The sequence below is a fragment of the Aliamphritea hakodatensis genome (assembly GCF_024347195.1).
In the GTDB taxonomy this organism is placed as follows: domain Bacteria; phylum Pseudomonadota; class Gammaproteobacteria; order Pseudomonadales; family Balneatricaceae; genus Amphritea; species Amphritea hakodatensis.
The window spans coordinates 593,944-608,992 of record NZ_AP025281.1; the positions used below are offsets into that span (position 1 = coordinate 593,944).

The following is a 15,049-nucleotide window of genomic DNA, read 5'->3' on the forward strand; positions in this document are numbered from 1 at the left end:
GACAATGTTTCGTTCTACAGCGCTGGTATGGCTATGGCTGGTTCTGCTGGTGCTGGGTTTTGATCTGGCGACTAAAACGCTGGCGGATTCGGTGTTGCCTTATGGCATACCGCATCCGCAACTGCCGGTGTTTGATCTGACACTGTTATACAACAAGGGCGCTGCGTTCAGCTTTCTGGCAGATGCCGGAGGCTGGCAGCGCTGGTTTTTCACTGTTGTGGCAGTGGGTATGAGCGGTGTGCTGCTGGTGTGGATGTACCGTACACCCCGCAATCAGGTTTGGCTGGGCTGTGCGCTGGCACTGGTGATGGCCGGCGCTCTGGGTAATCTGTTTGACAGGGTTGTCTATGGTTATGTGATCGACTTCCTGTCTTTCCATTATCAGAATACGTATTTCCCGGCCTTTAATTTTGCCGACGTGGCAATATCCTGCGGTGCCTTCATGCTGATCGTGGATATGTTCCGTCAGGAATCGAAATAGTTCGGTTTCCTTAACTGAAGCCGTTATAAACTGGAGTGGTGTATGTCTTCTTGTTCAATTGCTGAAAACAGCCAGGTCACGTTGCACTTCGCAATTAAACTGATGAACGGCCAGGTCGTGGATTCTAACTTCGAATCTGAACCGGCAAGTTTCTCAATGGGCGACGGACAAATGCTGGAAGGGTTTGAGCGGGTGCTTCTGGGGCTGAACAGCGGCGATGAACAGCAGTTTGAGATTCTGCCTGAGCAAGGGTTTGGGATGACTAACCCAAACAATATGCAGACCTTCCCCCGCAGTCAGTTTAAAGACATGGAGCTTGAACCAGGACTGGTGATCTCGTTCAGTGATGCCGGAAACGGCGAGCTCCCAGGTGTGATCAGTGAATTTAATGATGCACAGGTAACGGTGGACTTCAATCATCCGCTGGCAGGCCAGACACTGTTGTTTGACGTCAAAATTGTTGCTGTGGAATCTGCAGAGTAACACCCCTTCTTTTTCAGATTGTTTTCTCCAGCAGCCATGATTGTCTGATGGCTGCTCCTTGCCTGATCTTATATATCGCGGACAAGTGTATTTTCTGCTGCGTATCTGAGTGTTTGATCAGTATGTGGATCTTATAGCGGTTGTCCGTTACTCCGCTGCTCAGGTTGCTTTGCCGGTTTTTCTCCAGCAGATAATGCTGCGTGGTGACGGGGTTTTGTCCGTTCCTCAATACCTGAAAAGTGCTTTCATCTGGTGATATAACTGCGTTACACCGGCCAGCATTGCATTGCCGGTCAAAAGGCTGGTGGTACTCTGTTTCCAATATATTTTCCGTGCGGTACAGAGCTTGCTGAGCCTGAGTGATCAGGCGCTGCTGCTCGCTGTGCCGGTCAGTGGTTTCCAGATGAAGCTGAATGCTTTGCCAACTGATGCTGCTCAGCCAGCCAATCACTGGCAGAAACAGCAGTAAGGTAAACAGGACGGCGCCCTGTTGGGTGGTTCGAATGTTCATTTACCAGCAGTCTTCAAGTGATGCGTCTTGCGTGTTCTGTAAGGTTTTTTTGCCGTGCTGATCAATGGTCAGGTCGCCACAGATATCGTTGCTTTGCGACCCCTGCCGCTGTGCAATTAATTGGTAAGTATGCAGGTTGGCAGACAGGGCTTTTAGCTGATAGCTCTCATGTTTCAGTGTCTGAATATGAGGAGTGTTGCAGACGTTCTGCAGCGGTGATGGCAGTGGCTGAAGGGCTATGTCCTCATAGCTTTGCGTGGTTTTGTGGTACAGGGTGAGCTCTGTCGCGCAGGCCTGAAGCAGTTGTTTTGCCTGTTCTCTGTTTGCGGTAAGCCGGTGCTGAATATATGAGGGATAAGCCAGCAATATAAGTATGCTGATGATGGTCAGTGCAATCATCAGCTCAATAAAGCTGAAGCCGGTAAGCCTGTTTTTCATGTCAGTTACTCATTCTGTAAGCGGTTAAAGACCGGGATGACTGCGCTAAAGCTTTGTCTGAACGGCTCGGTGTTATTGTGCTGAATCCGGTCGTTGGAGCGTGCGGTCAGGGTGACCTGTATGCTTTGAATTTGTGTCGGGTCGGTAATCTGACTGATGGGCAGGTAACGCTCCGGCCTGGGAGTGTTGTCCGTATTTTCGCCATAGAGAAATTGCAGCTGTTCAATATTTTCCAGGAGTGCCTGGGCGCGGGCGGTATCGTGCTGACGGTAGAGTGTCGGTATACCGTTGCTCAGCCGCAGTTCGTATGTGATTCGTACAACCCGGTATATGCGGGAATCTATGGGATAAGCATGCTGAAGATGGGCAGAGATGTTGCCCCGGGTGTCCTGGCTTTGCGCATGACCAAGCTGGTTGCCGGATGCGTCAGTGATGGTGAATATGTCACTGTTCACACAGTTTGTGATGACCACTGTCTGGCGGCGCTGAAAGTGTGTGCGTCTGAGTTTTACCGGGCTTTCGGTGTATTGCATACGCTGGTCAGTCAGCACCGGCGGTTCCGTGACTCTGATGATACGGATGATATCACTCCGGTTAATGCCTGAATCATCTTCGCCGGTAATGGCAAATGCCGGCGAGTAAACGCTGTTATTGGATCCGTTATAGACAGTGCTCCTGTTTCCGATACAGCCCCAGTAGTCTGCCTGCTGAATATCCTGACGCAAAAAATGCAGGGCAGTCCAGCCGCTTTCTGCTAATTCCTGATGAGCATTGTTCATCTGAAAGCTGCGGTGGCTGATCAGGGCAAACTGAGTGGTGAGCAGTATCAGCAGTAAGCTGAGTGCTGTGGCAATCATCAGCTCAACCAGACTGAACCCGTGTTGTTTGTTGCCGGGCATATCAGAAACTGACAGGCTGATATACGCTGTATTCTCCGGAAGGGGCCTGCCACCGGATAGCTAACACCAGAGCTCTGTCAGACAGATTGCAGCGCAGGCTTGTTGGCGGTGGAGTGGGACATATAATTCCTGCCCCGGAGGGCAGTGTCTGTGTTATTCGCTGTTGCCAGTCATACAGAGCATGTTTTGCCATATCGTCTGCTGTACAGCCGCTAAGTTGATAGCACGCAGTATGCTGGCTGGCCGCTTGCTGAAACACACCGCTGGTAGCTGCTGCCGGATTTGACTGTATGTGGCCGGCCATAAACTGAATCAGGCTGTATGCCTGGGCCTCCTGTAAGGAAAATCGTGCAAGTCGGTTTGAGTAAAGCAGCGATGCGCTGATGGCAATTAAAGTGATACTGGCCAGGCTCAGGGCGACCAGTACTTCAATGAGCGTAAATCCTTTTGGGCTCATGACGGTATCCTTGTGTATTCATCCATGATTACGTTTTACTGATGTTCAGCTCAGCTATGTAAATATAGAGCAGAGGTTTTGGTTTTTCCTGTTCGGGACATAAAGGAATATCTGTTTAAAAACTGTTCTGCTATGTAAGATGATGATTTAATACATTTGTTTGATTCTTTGGCTGCAGAATATCTCAGGGACTGAGAGTATGTATTCAGATTGCAAACAGCAACCGGGCAGGTTTGTTCGGGGGTTCACCCTGATAGAGCTGTTAGTGATTCTGAGTGTTGTCACGTTACTGGTCACTGTCGCTGTTCCGAATTATCAGAGTATCAAGGCACACTTTGATATTCAGGGGAGCAGCCGGCAACTGGTGGCGCTGGTTGCTGCGGCCAAAGCGAATGCTATTCGGCTGGGGCAGTTTGTGGTGCTCTGCCGTCGGGATGATGATCAGCAGTCGCAATGTGCCGGTAGCCGGATTAACAGCGCGGGGAACTGGAGTATTGGCTGGTTGTTGTTTGCTGATACGGATAATAACCAGTGGTTTGATGATAGTGACCGGTTACTCAAACAAGGTGTGAGTGCGGCTTCTGGTTGTGAAATCAGTGGCAGGGGGGATTTCCTGAGTTTTACCCCTGACGGCATACTCCGGGGCGGTGGCAACGGCACTTTTACAGTTGTCTGCGGCAGCCTGAAGCAAGAACTGGTCGTGAATATTCTTGGGCGGGTGAGGTATGGCGATATAACGGGAACCCCATGAAGGGCGCTCTGAGTGCTGTGTGATTACTGCCCATTTAGAGGAGTATAAAATCAGCCTTTCATCGGTTTCTTGCAAGAAATTGAGTGTTAAGTGTCTGCGTTTTTAAGTTTGATTCCTGCCGGTTTTCGGCAGTTAATTTCTGATTTTTATATGCTGTTTTAAAACAGCGCTGTTTTAATTTACCAACTGATACTGAGTTTGTACTGGCTTTAGGGATGGAAAGTGATCTTGTTGTGTGCTAGGGGCTATTGACCTATGATGTAACACGTTGTTTATGGTGTTTACTCGTTTTTAGACTGGGCGGTTTAACTTTTATCAGAGTTTGGATGTGATGGGGCGTTTTCATAAAAACGAAGCAGGAACACGGTTTGCCCGAGGGTTCACGCTTGTTGAGCTGTTGATCACTGTAGCAGTGTTTTCTGTGTTACTGCTGGTGGTGACTGCCAGCTATGAACCCCTTATCAGCAATAACCGTTTGGCGTCATCTGTTAACACTTTTATGGGCAGCCTGGCCAGAGGGCGAACCGAGGCCGGCAAACTGTCAACAGCAGTGACTATTTGTTCTTCCAGTAACGGCACCAGCTGTAACGCAGGGGCCAACTGGGAAAATGGCTGGATTATTTTTAATGACGCAGATGCGGATGCTGTTGTTGATGCAGGGGATGGTGACCGTATCGTGAAGGTTTTTGCTGCGCTGGGGAGCCAGGATACTCTGAGAAGAAGTGGCTTTGCATTTGCGGCCGGCAGAATTCAGTTTAATTCCCGTGGAGAGTTAAGAGGGGGGAATGCCCGGCCGGGATCTTTCGTGCTGTGTGACGGCAACGGGGTAGATGCGGAAGCAAGGGCAGTCGTGATTAATTTATCCGGTTCGGTGCGCATGGCTGTGGATGAAAATAATGACGGTATTCTGAATGACCATACCGGTGGAGGAGGGAATGTATCGTGTCCTCCTTAACCCCCAGGTTTTTCAGTGCCGGCGTAAGCCTGATTGAAGTGCTGATTTCAATCGTGCTGATCAGTGTGGTCATGTTGGGTGTTGCTGCGTTTGCGATAACCAGCCTGAGTGAAAATCAAAGTGCATATATAAGAAGTCAGGCCAGTTTCCTTGCTTATGATATTGCCTCCCGTATCCGTATAAACAAGGACTTTGCCCTGGCAGATGATGGTAACTATGCCCTTGATACATCAAGTATTCCTAATACGCCGGCTGCCGTTAACTGTATTACAACGGTTGCCGGGTGTGATGAAACGGATTTAGCGGCTCAGGATATCCGGGAATGGACTGAGCATTTTCGGGATGTTGCCGGTATAGGTGTTAATGGCGCTGGCTACCAGGCCACTATTCCTAACGCTATCGGGGTCGTTGCTGTGTCTGCAGGCGATATAGCGGTGACAATCAGTTGGCAGGAAAATGACTGGAATGTCGTAGGGGATAACTTGTCAGGTATCGAAACGCATCAGCTTCGGCTTAACTTCAGAGTTGTTCAATGATGAAAAGCAGGTCTGCGGGTTTCTCTCTGATTGAGCTGATGGTAGCGCTGGCGATCAGTACGTTTTTGTTACTGGGGGTGTTTCAGGTCTATATCAGCCTGAATGATACTGCGCGAAGCGGCAGCGCACTTGCCAGGCTGCAGGAAAATGGCCGGTTTGCCGTGAATTATTTAATTCAGAATCTCAGGTTGGCCGGTTATCAGGGGTGTATTGATACCAATTCGGTTGAAGTGAATGTGCTGGCAGTAAATGCCAACATCAATACTAATATTATTCCTTTGCAGGGGTTCCGAGTTGCTGCCGACGGGGTGTGGAGTCCGGCGAGACCTGCACAGGCTGATGAATTAAATATTAATGGCGGGCCACTGAACGACTCTGATGTTGTGTATATCCAGCATGCAACGGCGAGTTCAACGAATGTTACCTGTCCGGCTGGCACTTGCGCTGCGAACCAGGCGTTACCTGTTGATAATCTGGACTTGGGCCTTGGGCAGGGTGGCACGGTTATCGTGACTGACTGCGACAGTGCGGACATGTTCAGAATTACGAATGATTTATCCCTGCAGCTGCCGGGTAACTTCTCTTTAGAGCATGACGGAACCCTTAATACCGGAACCGGAGATTTTAATAATTCATATACGGAATCAGCCAGTAAGGATGTGCTGGTTATGGGGTTTCTCGCCAATGCCTTTTACGTCAAGGATACCGGCCGGGATACAACACAGGGAAATGACATTTTTGCACTGTTCAAGTATGACCGGCAGTTGCGCGCAGAGTTTGAAGTTGTTGAAGGGATAGAGCGTTTGATAGTGCTCTACGGTGAACGTTTACCAACAGATGCTGTTCGTTTTGTTGCTGCCGATGATGCGAACCTGGATATGGACAATGTTGTTGCGCTGCGAATTGCTGTTATGGCGACATCTAATGATGCGGTTAAAGAGTTTGACGACACGACCCGCTATAGCATGCTCGATACAGATGTGTTGCCCAATACAGTATCAGGTGCCGCTTCGACTTATCAGCAGGACAGGCGGCTCCGGAAAGTATTTTCAGCCACGTTGCAGTTGCGGAATTAAGCATATGATGAAGCGTTACGCAGAACATCCTAAAAGAAATCAGTCCGGCATCGTTCTGGTCGTCACTTTGCTGGCGATTGCGATGGTATCGGTGTTGGTAACGGCATCGGTGATGACCTCTTCATCTGAAGAAAAAATGGCATTTAATGCCCATATTGCAGGACAGACGTTTCAGGCTGCGGAAAGCAGCCTGAACGAAATTGTTGAAACGGATGATGCCATGTTTGAAGCCATTGATGCCGGGGAAGGTGGCAGTTCTTCTGTGCAGTCCTTCAATATGAATATTAACCGCTTAAATTCAGAAAGCTTCCTGCTGTATCAGGGGAAGGGTATTCCGGTTGGATATTCCCTGGATTCCACCATCTCTTATAAATTTCAGGGAGATGGCCGGGGATATATCGATGACAATGATACATTTGGTGATGCTGATGACGAGGCCGCTACAGAGCTGGTGCAGGGAATCTACCGCATTTCGTACGTAACGGAGGAGTGATCCATGGGTACGCTGAGATCTTCACAGAAAAGTTTTACCTTAGGCATTCTGCTTGCGTTTTATGCTGCATTTCCTGCATTGGCGGACGATACCGAAATCTACTTTGGGGGGAACACAAACATCAGTGTTCGGCCCAATGTGTTGTTCGTTCTGGATACTTCCGGTTCGATGGGATGGACTGACGGCACAAGTGTAACCCGTATGGATCGCATGAAGGCTGCGATGAATTCGATGCTCACCAATGTTCAGGATATTAACGCCGGCCTTATGCAGTTTAATAATCCCGGCGGGCCGGTCATCTACCCTGTTACCTATATTGATGAGCCTATTGGGGCAGTTGTTGGCGACGATGTACTGACCGGCGTTGCGCAGGCCAGTATCGAAAGCGGTGCAAATGATGCCGAACAGCTGAGCGATAATTCCGTTATTCTGAATAATGACCAGTTAAGTCTGATCACCCATCCTTCGGTCACGGTTACGGAAACGGTCACTGTTCAGGTAGCTCATGCTGAAGATGATGCAGAAGAGGAAGTCAGCAATAACCGTTTAAGGCTGAACAACAAGAATATGCACTATGTTCGCCGGGGTAATAATGACGGTGTAGTTGGCCTGAAGTTTAACAATGTGGATGTGCCCCGGGGAGCAATTGTCACTGATGCACGGCTGGAGTTCGAAGTCGGGAAAGTCCTCAGAGGACCGGTGTATATCGATATTTACGGCGAAGATTCATCTGATCCCCAACGTTTTTCAAATTCGCATAAGATTCTTTCACGAACACTGACGTCTCAAAAGGTTAACTGGACGCTGACAGAGGAACCACCTGTTGACGGAAAGGTTACATCGCCGGATATAACGAGTGTTGTTCAGGCGATTATTGACCGTGCAGACTGGGATGCGATGGACCGGATGGTGTTTGTACTTAAAGATGACCCCGGTACAAGTAATAATAATATTCGCCGCTTTGAGTCGTTTGATGGCGAGCCTTCAGCGGCACCCAAGTTACATATCACCTACACCTATACCAGCCCTGCAGCTACCAATGATTATGTTGGCTTACGTTTTGAGGGGCTAACTATTCCTCAGGGCGCGGATATTACATCGGCGAAGCTCAGTTTTGTTGCCAGTAATGATGTAGCGGCAACGACTAATTTAATTGTTCAGGCGGAAAATTCCGATGACAGTGCCGCTTTTGAAGCGACTGACAATAACCTGGGCGCCCGGCAAAAGACACTTTCTACGGTGAGCTGGTCACCGCCTGGCTGGACGGCGGAAACGACCTATGAATCGCCGGATCTGTCAGCAGTCATTGAATCAGTTACCAACCGTTCTGGCTGGTGTGGCGGGAACGCGCTGACATTGCTGGTAAAGGGCTCAGGCCAGCGTTTTGCTTATGCTTTTGAAGGCAGCAGTACGGAGTCTGTGCAGCTGGATGTGCGGTATGACGTCAATTCTGTGTCTGATGACGCCTGTAATGTGAAGAAATACTCTGTATCCATTACCAATGGCGATGACGATGTCGAAGAGTATGGCAGTGGCAGCATGTACTACGACAGCAGCGACCTTGAGTTAGTGGCAGATACTGATGACAATCGTGGCAATCAGATCGTCGGTCTTCGGTTTAATAATGTTCAGCTGAAGCAGGGGGCTGATATCAATCATGCTTATATCGAATTCTATACGGATGAGACCGATCCCACCGGTACCGCTGAACTGACGATCAAAGCGGAAAATGTAGATAATGCACCTGCTTTCAGTAATTCACATAAACCTTCACAGATATATGCGGGCAACAATTCTGTTTCCTGGACGATTACCAGTACCTGGGATACTGAAAATGAAGTCCACCGTACACCGGATATTTCCGGGTTAATCGAACAGGTGGTTGCACGGTCGGGCTGGGCGCCGGGTAACAGCATCGTTTTAACGATTTCCGGTACGGGGGAACGTTCAGCCCATGCGTTTGATGGTTCAGCCTTGTATATGCCTAAGCTGGTGTTTCTGGCTCAGAAGGATGATGTGCCTGTCGGGACAGGCGGAATTGTACGTTCTAAGTTAATTGAACTTGTGAATGATCTTCCGACAGAGGGCAGTACGCCGGTTGTAGATACCCTTTATGAAGCGGCACTGTACTACCGTGGCGGGGCGGTGGATTACGGTAAATCAAGGGGCTATTACGATTATTATTATGATAACCGCAGAACTAACCGGGTATCTCACCCCTTGTCATACACCGGCGGCACACTGGTGCAGCCTACAGGGTGTAGCAGTGACAACCTGAACGACAGTGACTGTAAAGAAGAAAAGATTACCGGCAGCCCGGTGTATATTTCTCCTGTTACCGAGTCATGCCAGAAGAGTTACATCGTGTTACTGACGGATGGCTCAACCAACCGCAATGATTCTGTTTCAAAAATAGAAAATATGCTTGGCTATACCGGTTCTGAGGCCTGTTCGAGCACCGGTAGCAGTGCCGAAAACTGCGGTGAAGAATTGGTCAGTTATCTGAAAAACAGCGACCAGATATCAGGCCTGGGCGGCGATCAGACTGTCCAGACTTATACCATTGGCTTTAATTTCTCGAGCGACTGGATCCGGGACCTGGCTCAGAGTGGCGGCGGCAGCTTTCACAAGGCTGATTCTTCAGCAGAGCTGCTGGATGTGTTTGAAACCATTCTTAAATCGATAAAAGCGGCGGATGCATCATTTGTTGAACCCAGTGTGACGGTGAATCAGTTTAACCGGTTCAGCCACCGGGATGATATTTACTACTCACTGTTCAAGCCCCAGGAAACGGCTAAGTGGATAGGCAATCTGAAAAAATACCGGCTGGCCGGTGCCCAGACCACGATAGTTGATGTTGATGGTGAGCCGGCCATTGATCCGGCATCCGGTTTCTTTAAAAATGATGCCAGAAGTTACTGGTCGACAGACCCGGATGGCAGCAAGGTAGAACTTGGTGGTGCTGCCTCCCGGTTGCCTGCGCCGGTAGACCGTAAAATTTACACCTATATGGGCAGTTTGCCGGTGGTGAATGACGGCACAGAGTTGTTGAGTGGCTATCCGGTTAACAGTGCAAATACTGATATTGACAGAACCGTGCTGGGTATTCCGTCAGAAACCACAACCTACCGCAATAAGTTACTGAACTGGACCATTGGTCTGAAGCCTGACGGTACCACTCCGAGGAATGAGCTGGGTGATCCGTTGCATTCCAAGCCGGTCATTGTGACCTATGACTCTGATGCCGTTGCCAAGACCTTCGACAGTACAATTTTCTTTGGCACGAATGAAGGCTACATACACGCCATTGATGCGGATACCGGCATTGAAAAGTTTGCGTTTATTCCGAAAGAATTGTTGCCGAACCTGAATACTTTTTATACTAACCAGACTGTATCTCCGCGCCCATACGGTATGGACGGTGAAATTACTATTCGCAGCCATGATGACAACGCAGATGGCGATTACTTCGATGACGATGATTATGTCTATCTCTATTCAGGCATGCGAAGAGGCGGCCGGAACTATTATGCGCTGGATGTTAGCGACAGAAACGCGCCAGAGTTCCTGTGGCAGATCAACGGTGGCCCCGGTGGTACAACCGGTTTCAGCGAGCTGGGACAGACCTGGTCGACCCCTAAAAAGATCAAAGTTAAGTTTGATGATGTTTCGTACGATCTGCTGATGTTCGCCGGCGGGTATGACCCTACCCAGGATTCAGTCAATGTCAGGACTGTCGACACAATGGGCCGTGCCATTTATATGGTAAACGCTAAAGACGGCAGTTTGTTCTGGTCAGCGGGGATTGATGCCAACAGTAACCTGCCCCTGACGGATATGAAGTACAGTATTCCTTCAGATATAAGCTCCGTGGATCTGGACGGAGACGGGTATGTTGACCAGTTCTATGTTGGGGACATGGGTGGGCAGATCTGGCGTTTCGACGTTAACCAGAAGAATGTGGATGATAAAGCTGACCTCGTGAAAGGCGGTGTCATTGCCGACTTCGCAGGAAACACTCAGGCGAGTAACCGACGCTTTTATTATCCGCCGGATATTTCTATTAATGCCGATGGGGCCCACCGCTTTATGGGCGTTTCAGTCGGTTCCGGTTATCGGGCTCACCCACTGAATGAGGCGATCAAAGACCGTTTTTACGTGCTGAAACAGTTTAATAACATTTACACGCCGCCGACGACTTACGTGAAGCGGACCGAAGCGGATATGTATGATGCGACGCTGAACCTGATTGTTGAAGGTACGTCAACCGAGCAGGCCACTGCCAGAGCGGCACTGTCCAGTACGGATGCCAATAAAAAAGACGGTTGGTATATCCGTCTGACAAACACCGGCGAGAAGGTCTTGGCCGAAAGTGTCACCCTTAATGGACAGTTGGTATTCACAACCTATCAGCCTTATGCTGCCGTGACTTCCAGCTGTCAGCCTGCGGTGGGTACTGCACGGGCATATATCGTCAATATTCTTGATGCGACGCCGAACAGTGATATTAATGGCGACGGTTCCACCACCAAAGAAGACCGGGTGATTCAGTTAAAGAATGGCAGCATTCCGTCTAAGCCGACAGTGACCGATACCGTCGACGGTAAGCCAACAGTAATGGTTGGGCCTGAGTCAGTATCTGATGTTGATACCGGAAGACAAATCATCAGAACCTACTGGTATGAGAAGGAGTCAGATTAAGAAAATGCATAATCAGCGCGGTTTTACGTTATTAGAACTTATGGTTGCGGTAGCCATCGTCGGCATTCTGGCGGCGGTTGCATACCCCAGTTATCTGGGGTTTATAACCGATAGTCGCAGGTCGGATGCCCAGAGCGCCCTGTTAAGCTTTGCCAGTGCGATGGAGCGGTTTAAATCTGAACAGGTGACATATGCCGGCGCAGCGAACGGTGGGGGTGATACCGGTGCGCCAGCGGCAACAGTATTTCCCAGCCAGGCTCCGCTCAGCAGCAATGATAAGTTTTATAATCTGACCATTGTTTCAGCGGCTTCTCTGGGGTTTACCTTGCGGGCAAGTCCGATTAACGGTCAGGTGGGGGATGGATTTCTTGAAATCACCTCAACCGGAGCGCGCCGCTGGGATGTCAATAATGACGGAGATACCAACGATGCCGGAGAAAACAGCTGGTAATTAGTCCGTTAGCCGTATCGTAACCTGGGCTCTGATTAAAGAGCCCGCTGTCGTCAGAGTGTTCGCAATATTACTGACCGAACACAGAGCCTGCGGGGTTTAAGACGCCTGCCAGTGCAGTTATATTGTGCCTTTAACGGCAATAGCCTAATATGTTACACAGAGTTTTGTTTGTGGATTGCATACTGTCAGTCAGGGAAGAAGGCATCGTTACACACATGTGCTGGCAATAGCGTGCCGGACAACTCCCTCCTCCCTGTTTTGCTTACGTTCATATCAACAGATTAAAATTCAGCATAGAAGGTTAATAAACAGAGACTGCCGTTCAGTGGCAATGTGCTGTTTGTTGATAAAACAATGGATTGTTTTTGACGCTGAGATGTAATGGATTACTCCTCTCAACATAACCAGGCAGGAATGCCTGTGTCTGGTTTTACATTAATCGAGCTGCTGGTTGCCATTGCGATCCTGAGCATTTTGCTGGGCGTGGGTATGCCCGGTCTTGCTGCACTCACCGATTCATCCCGACTGAGGTCGGTTACGCATAATTTAACCTCTGCTATCCAGCTGGCCCGTTCGGAAGCCGTGAACCGGCGGACGACGACGGCTGTCTGTCAGGCGGGCACGAATAATCAGGCCTGTAACTTTGCTGCCAACTGGCGGGATGGCTGGATTGTTGTCGCTGCGCGGCAGGCCGGAGCTAATTTACAGGCAGCTGCTGAAGTGGAAGTCATCCGCCGCTGGGAAGCCGTTAACCTGAGGGTGGGTGGCGTGGCGAACGGTCTGGTGTTTGCGCCAACAGGCCGGGCAACCGTAGCAGGGCAACTGGATTCGGATAATGGATCGTCCACCCGCTGCCTGTTTGTGAATACCAGCGGGCGGGTTTCCGTTGTCGACGATGATGACGATCCGAATGACGGGTGTACCTGATGATGACTGAATCTCTGAACCGGCTCAGCGCTGAACAACAGGGCACAACACTGATTGAAGTGTTGATTACTCTGGTCATTATTTCGGTGGGGCTATTGTCGGTTGCCGCGTTGCAGGCGGTCGCCTTAAAAAGTAGCAACGGCTCCTATCTGCGCTCTCAGGCGACATTTCTGGCGTATGACCTTGCTGACAGAATCCGGGCAGCACCGGCCTCTGCCCTGAATGGCGATTATGATGATGCTTCGGCTGGCGGCGACCGGCAGGAATGGAATAACAGGGTTATCACGCTGCTGGGCAACGGTGCCAGCGGTCAGGTTGCCAGAACTGACCGGGAAGTATTGATTACCATTAGCTGGAACGACGACCGTGCACGGATCACGGGCGTTAATGGTGGCAGTCAGGCAGGTCCGGTTCGGTTTAATTATCGGATGGAGTTTTAGCCATGCGGGTTCAGTTACCTGTTAAAGATCAGGGTGGATTCAGCCTGATAGAGCTGATGATCGCGCTGGTGCTGGGGCTGATCATTGTTGGTGGGGTAATGGTTGTATTTGTGAGCAGCTCCCACAGTTTTGTGTTTAACACGGCCCTTTCAAGAGTACAGGAAAATGGCCGGTTTGCTCTGGAAATCGTTGCCCGGGAACTGCGCAATGCCGGTTACAGAGGTGACTGTTTTCGTAATATAGATAATTTATTGGATACCGGCAGCGCGAATTATCAGGCCGCTGCTTATGACCTTAATGATCCTCTAAGAGGTTGGGGAGACGGTGCCGGCCAGTTTTTTACAGATAACCTTACCGGCTACCGCCCCGGTACGGATCTGCTGCTGGTGAAACATGCGGCGGTTCCTTCAACAGCAGTGCTCTCTGCCAATGTTGATACCGGTGCGACAAGTTTTCTGATCACCGGCGGCGAACGTGCGGGAGCACTGCTTGTGTTTTCAGATGCCGGTGGCTGTGATCTGTTTCAGAACACCGCTGGAACGAATACTAATGATCTGCAGCGGGGGACAACCGGACAAAGTCTGAATAACCTGTCAGCCACTACTCAGCCCCTGAGCCATGTTTACTATGCGGGTGATATGACCCGAATCACCCGTTATTCCAGCACACTGTTTTATGTCGGCGCTTCCGACCGGGTTGCAAATATCAGTGCGTTACGGGGGCTCAGTTTTAACAATGGCGTAGCCAATGATCAGGAGCTGGTGGAAGGTATCACAGAGATGAGTGTTTTGTATGCACTGAGGCCAGCTGCCGGCGCAGCGCTGAGCTATACGCGCACCGCGGCACAGGTAACTGCAGCAGGTCAGTGGGATGATGTTGTCTCCGTGAGGGTAAATATGACGGTACAGGGGGAGCAGGATCTTTCGTATCAGTTTGCGACCACGGTTGCCTTAAGGAATCGCTTGCTATGAATAAAAACTGTTTTGGTCAGCAATACGAAAAAGGCGTCGCCCTGCTGGTGGCACTGATTTTGTTGCTGATGCTTTCTCTGGTGGGGGTAAGTGCAATGCAGGGCACGACCATGCAGGAAAAAATGTCCGGTAACCTGCGTGATCAGCACTCGGCATTCAATGCGGCTGAAGCGGCGCTGCGGCAGGGTGAACAGCAGGCCGGGCGGGATTATTTAGCAGGTCTGTTAACCTCGGAGCAGCCGATCAGTGGCCGTTACACGGCAGGTGCGTTTTCTTCGGCGGCAGTACCCACCTGGCGCGCAGTGGTACTTGACCCGCCAATAACCAACAGCCCTTCAGTCACGGCTGATGACGTGGGCGTTATGATCAGGGTAACCGCCTCGTCGGCGGGGTTTACCGGCCGTTCAGACGTTGAGCTTGAATCAACCTACATTTTAATACACTAGGGTAACTTAATTGTGCCAGGGAGGCGCTCT

General features: G+C 50.1%; 17 protein-coding genes. 13 read left to right on the plus strand and 4 right to left on the minus strand.

Going from position 1 to position 15,049, the window contains the following annotated elements:
• The first annotated feature begins 4 nt into the window (after positions 1–4).
• Entirely contained in the window at positions 5–481 is a 477-nt protein-coding gene (gene lspA, locus PCI15_RS02635; protein ID WP_336296728.1) for a signal peptidase II, read from the plus strand.
• A gap of 42 nt (positions 482–523) precedes the next feature.
• Positions 524–964, plus strand: coding sequence for an FKBP-type peptidyl-prolyl cis-trans isomerase (locus PCI15_RS02640; RefSeq protein ID WP_271272820.1), 441 nt, complete (start codon positions 524–526; stop codon positions 962–964).
• A gap of 13 nt (positions 965–977) precedes the next feature.
• On the opposite strand, the gene PCI15_RS02645 is transcribed toward PCI15_RS02640, so the two are convergent.
• From PCI15_RS02645 to PCI15_RS02660, 4 genes are read right to left on the minus strand one after another with little or no spacing between them, the layout of a single operon-like run.
• The gene (locus PCI15_RS02645) at positions 978–1,475 is read right to left on the minus strand and encodes a hypothetical protein (protein ID WP_271272821.1); all 498 of its coding nucleotides are present in this window, start codon (positions 1,473–1,475) and stop codon (positions 978–980) included.
• Complete coding sequence (locus PCI15_RS02650; protein ID WP_271272822.1) at positions 1,476–1,913, minus strand: type IV pilin protein; 438 nt, start codon at positions 1,911–1,913, stop codon at positions 1,476–1,478.
• 5 nt (positions 1,914–1,918) lie between these two features.
• Positions 1,919–2,812: a PilW family protein gene (locus PCI15_RS02655; protein ID WP_271272823.1), complete on the minus strand. Its 894-nt coding sequence runs from the start codon at positions 2,810–2,812 to the stop codon at positions 1,919–1,921.
• Position 2,813: 1 nt separating this feature from the next.
• Positions 2,814–3,269, minus strand: a complete 456-nt coding sequence (locus tag PCI15_RS02660; protein ID WP_271272824.1) for a prepilin-type N-terminal cleavage/methylation domain-containing protein — start codon at positions 3,267–3,269, stop codon at positions 2,814–2,816.
• Positions 3,270–3,468: 199 nt separating this feature from the next.
• Here PCI15_RS02660 and PCI15_RS02665 point away from each other — a divergent pair, with 199 nt between their 5' ends.
• From PCI15_RS02665 to PCI15_RS02715, 11 genes are all read left to right on the plus strand, one after another.
• Positions 3,469–4,020 (plus strand): GspH/FimT family protein, encoded by a 552-nt coding sequence (locus PCI15_RS02665; protein ID WP_271272825.1) that lies wholly within the window; start codon positions 3,469–3,471, stop codon positions 4,018–4,020.
• 331 nt (positions 4,021–4,351) lie between these two features.
• The gene (locus tag PCI15_RS02670) at positions 4,352–4,975 is read left to right on the plus strand and encodes a GspH/FimT family pseudopilin (protein WP_271274573.1); all 624 of its coding nucleotides are present in this window, start codon (positions 4,352–4,354) and stop codon (positions 4,973–4,975) included.
• Positions 4,963–5,511 (plus strand): type IV pilus modification protein PilV, encoded by a 549-nt coding sequence (pilV, locus tag PCI15_RS02675; protein WP_271272826.1) that lies wholly within the window; start codon positions 4,963–4,965, stop codon positions 5,509–5,511. Before PCI15_RS02670 ends, pilV (PCI15_RS02675) begins: the two co-directional genes overlap by 13 nt.
• Complete coding sequence (locus tag PCI15_RS02680; RefSeq protein WP_271272827.1) at positions 5,508–6,587, plus strand: PilW family protein; 1,080 nt, start codon at positions 5,508–5,510, stop codon at positions 6,585–6,587. The genes pilV (PCI15_RS02675) and PCI15_RS02680 overlap by 4 nt, the downstream gene beginning before the upstream one ends.
• Before the next feature lie 4 nt (positions 6,588–6,591).
• On the plus strand, positions 6,592–7,080 hold the full coding sequence (locus PCI15_RS02685; protein ID WP_271272828.1) for a pilus assembly PilX family protein: 489 nt from the start codon (positions 6,592–6,594) through the stop codon (positions 7,078–7,080).
• Between the two features lie 3 nt (positions 7,081–7,083).
• Positions 7,084–11,781, plus strand: coding sequence for a PilC/PilY family type IV pilus protein (locus PCI15_RS02690; protein WP_271272829.1), 4,698 nt, complete (start codon positions 7,084–7,086; stop codon positions 11,779–11,781).
• Between the two features lie 4 nt (positions 11,782–11,785).
• Positions 11,786–12,232 (plus strand): type IV pilin protein, encoded by a 447-nt coding sequence (locus PCI15_RS02695; RefSeq protein WP_271272830.1) that lies wholly within the window; start codon positions 11,786–11,788, stop codon positions 12,230–12,232.
• Between the two features lie 423 nt (positions 12,233–12,655).
• A complete protein-coding gene (locus tag PCI15_RS02700; protein WP_271272831.1) occupies positions 12,656–13,162 on the plus strand; it encodes a GspH/FimT family pseudopilin in 507 nt (168 codons plus the stop codon).
• A complete protein-coding gene (gene pilV / locus PCI15_RS02705) occupies positions 13,162–13,602 on the plus strand; it encodes a type IV pilus modification protein PilV (protein WP_271272832.1) in 441 nt (146 codons plus the stop codon). Before PCI15_RS02700 ends, pilV (PCI15_RS02705) begins: the two co-directional genes overlap by 1 nt.
• A gap of 2 nt (positions 13,603–13,604) precedes the next feature.
• Positions 13,605–14,573 carry a PilW family protein gene (locus tag PCI15_RS02710; protein WP_271272833.1) on the plus strand — a complete coding sequence of 323 codons (969 nt, stop codon included), beginning with the start codon at positions 13,605–13,607 and terminating at the stop codon, positions 14,571–14,573.
• Positions 14,570–15,019 (plus strand): pilus assembly PilX family protein, encoded by a 450-nt coding sequence (locus PCI15_RS02715; protein ID WP_271272834.1) that lies wholly within the window; start codon positions 14,570–14,572, stop codon positions 15,017–15,019. The genes PCI15_RS02710 and PCI15_RS02715 overlap by 4 nt, the downstream gene beginning before the upstream one ends.
• The last annotated feature ends 30 nt before the right edge of the window (positions 15,020–15,049 follow it).

What these genes read in the sequence shown, in the direction of transcription:
- lspA (WP_336296728.1), top strand. Translation starts at nt 5, where the DNA reads ATGTTTCGTTCTACAGCGCTGGTATGGCTATGGCTGGTTCTGCTGGTG.
- PCI15_RS02640 (WP_271272820.1), top strand. Translation starts at nt 524, where the DNA reads ATGTCTTCTTGTTCAATTGCTGAAAACAGCCAGGTCACGTTGCACTTC.
- PCI15_RS02645 (WP_271272821.1), bottom strand. Translation starts at nt 1,475, where the DNA reads ATGAACATTCGAACCACCCAACAGGGCGCCGTCCTGTTTACCTTACTG.
- PCI15_RS02650 (WP_271272822.1), bottom strand. Translation starts at nt 1,913, where the DNA reads ATGAAAAACAGGCTTACCGGCTTCAGCTTTATTGAGCTGATGATTGCA.
- PCI15_RS02655 (WP_271272823.1), bottom strand. Translation starts at nt 2,812, where the DNA reads ATGCCCGGCAACAAACAACACGGGTTCAGTCTGGTTGAGCTGATGATT.
- PCI15_RS02660 (WP_271272824.1), bottom strand. Translation starts at nt 3,269, where the DNA reads ATGAGCCCAAAAGGATTTACGCTCATTGAAGTACTGGTCGCCCTGAGC.
- PCI15_RS02665 (WP_271272825.1), top strand. Translation starts at nt 3,469, where the DNA reads ATGTATTCAGATTGCAAACAGCAACCGGGCAGGTTTGTTCGGGGGTTC.
- PCI15_RS02670 (WP_271274573.1), top strand. Translation starts at nt 4,352, where the DNA reads ATGGGGCGTTTTCATAAAAACGAAGCAGGAACACGGTTTGCCCGAGGG.
- PCI15_RS02680 (WP_271272827.1), top strand. Translation starts at nt 5,508, where the DNA reads ATGATGAAAAGCAGGTCTGCGGGTTTCTCTCTGATTGAGCTGATGGTA.
- PCI15_RS02685 (WP_271272828.1), top strand. Translation starts at nt 6,592, where the DNA reads ATGATGAAGCGTTACGCAGAACATCCTAAAAGAAATCAGTCCGGCATC.
- PCI15_RS02690 (WP_271272829.1), top strand. Translation starts at nt 7,084, where the DNA reads ATGGGTACGCTGAGATCTTCACAGAAAAGTTTTACCTTAGGCATTCTG.
- PCI15_RS02695 (WP_271272830.1), top strand. Translation starts at nt 11,786, where the DNA reads ATGCATAATCAGCGCGGTTTTACGTTATTAGAACTTATGGTTGCGGTA.
- pilV (WP_271272832.1), top strand. Translation starts at nt 13,162, where the DNA reads ATGATGACTGAATCTCTGAACCGGCTCAGCGCTGAACAACAGGGCACA.
- PCI15_RS02710 (WP_271272833.1), top strand. Translation starts at nt 13,605, where the DNA reads ATGCGGGTTCAGTTACCTGTTAAAGATCAGGGTGGATTCAGCCTGATA.
- PCI15_RS02715 (WP_271272834.1), top strand. Translation starts at nt 14,570, where the DNA reads ATGAATAAAAACTGTTTTGGTCAGCAATACGAAAAAGGCGTCGCCCTG.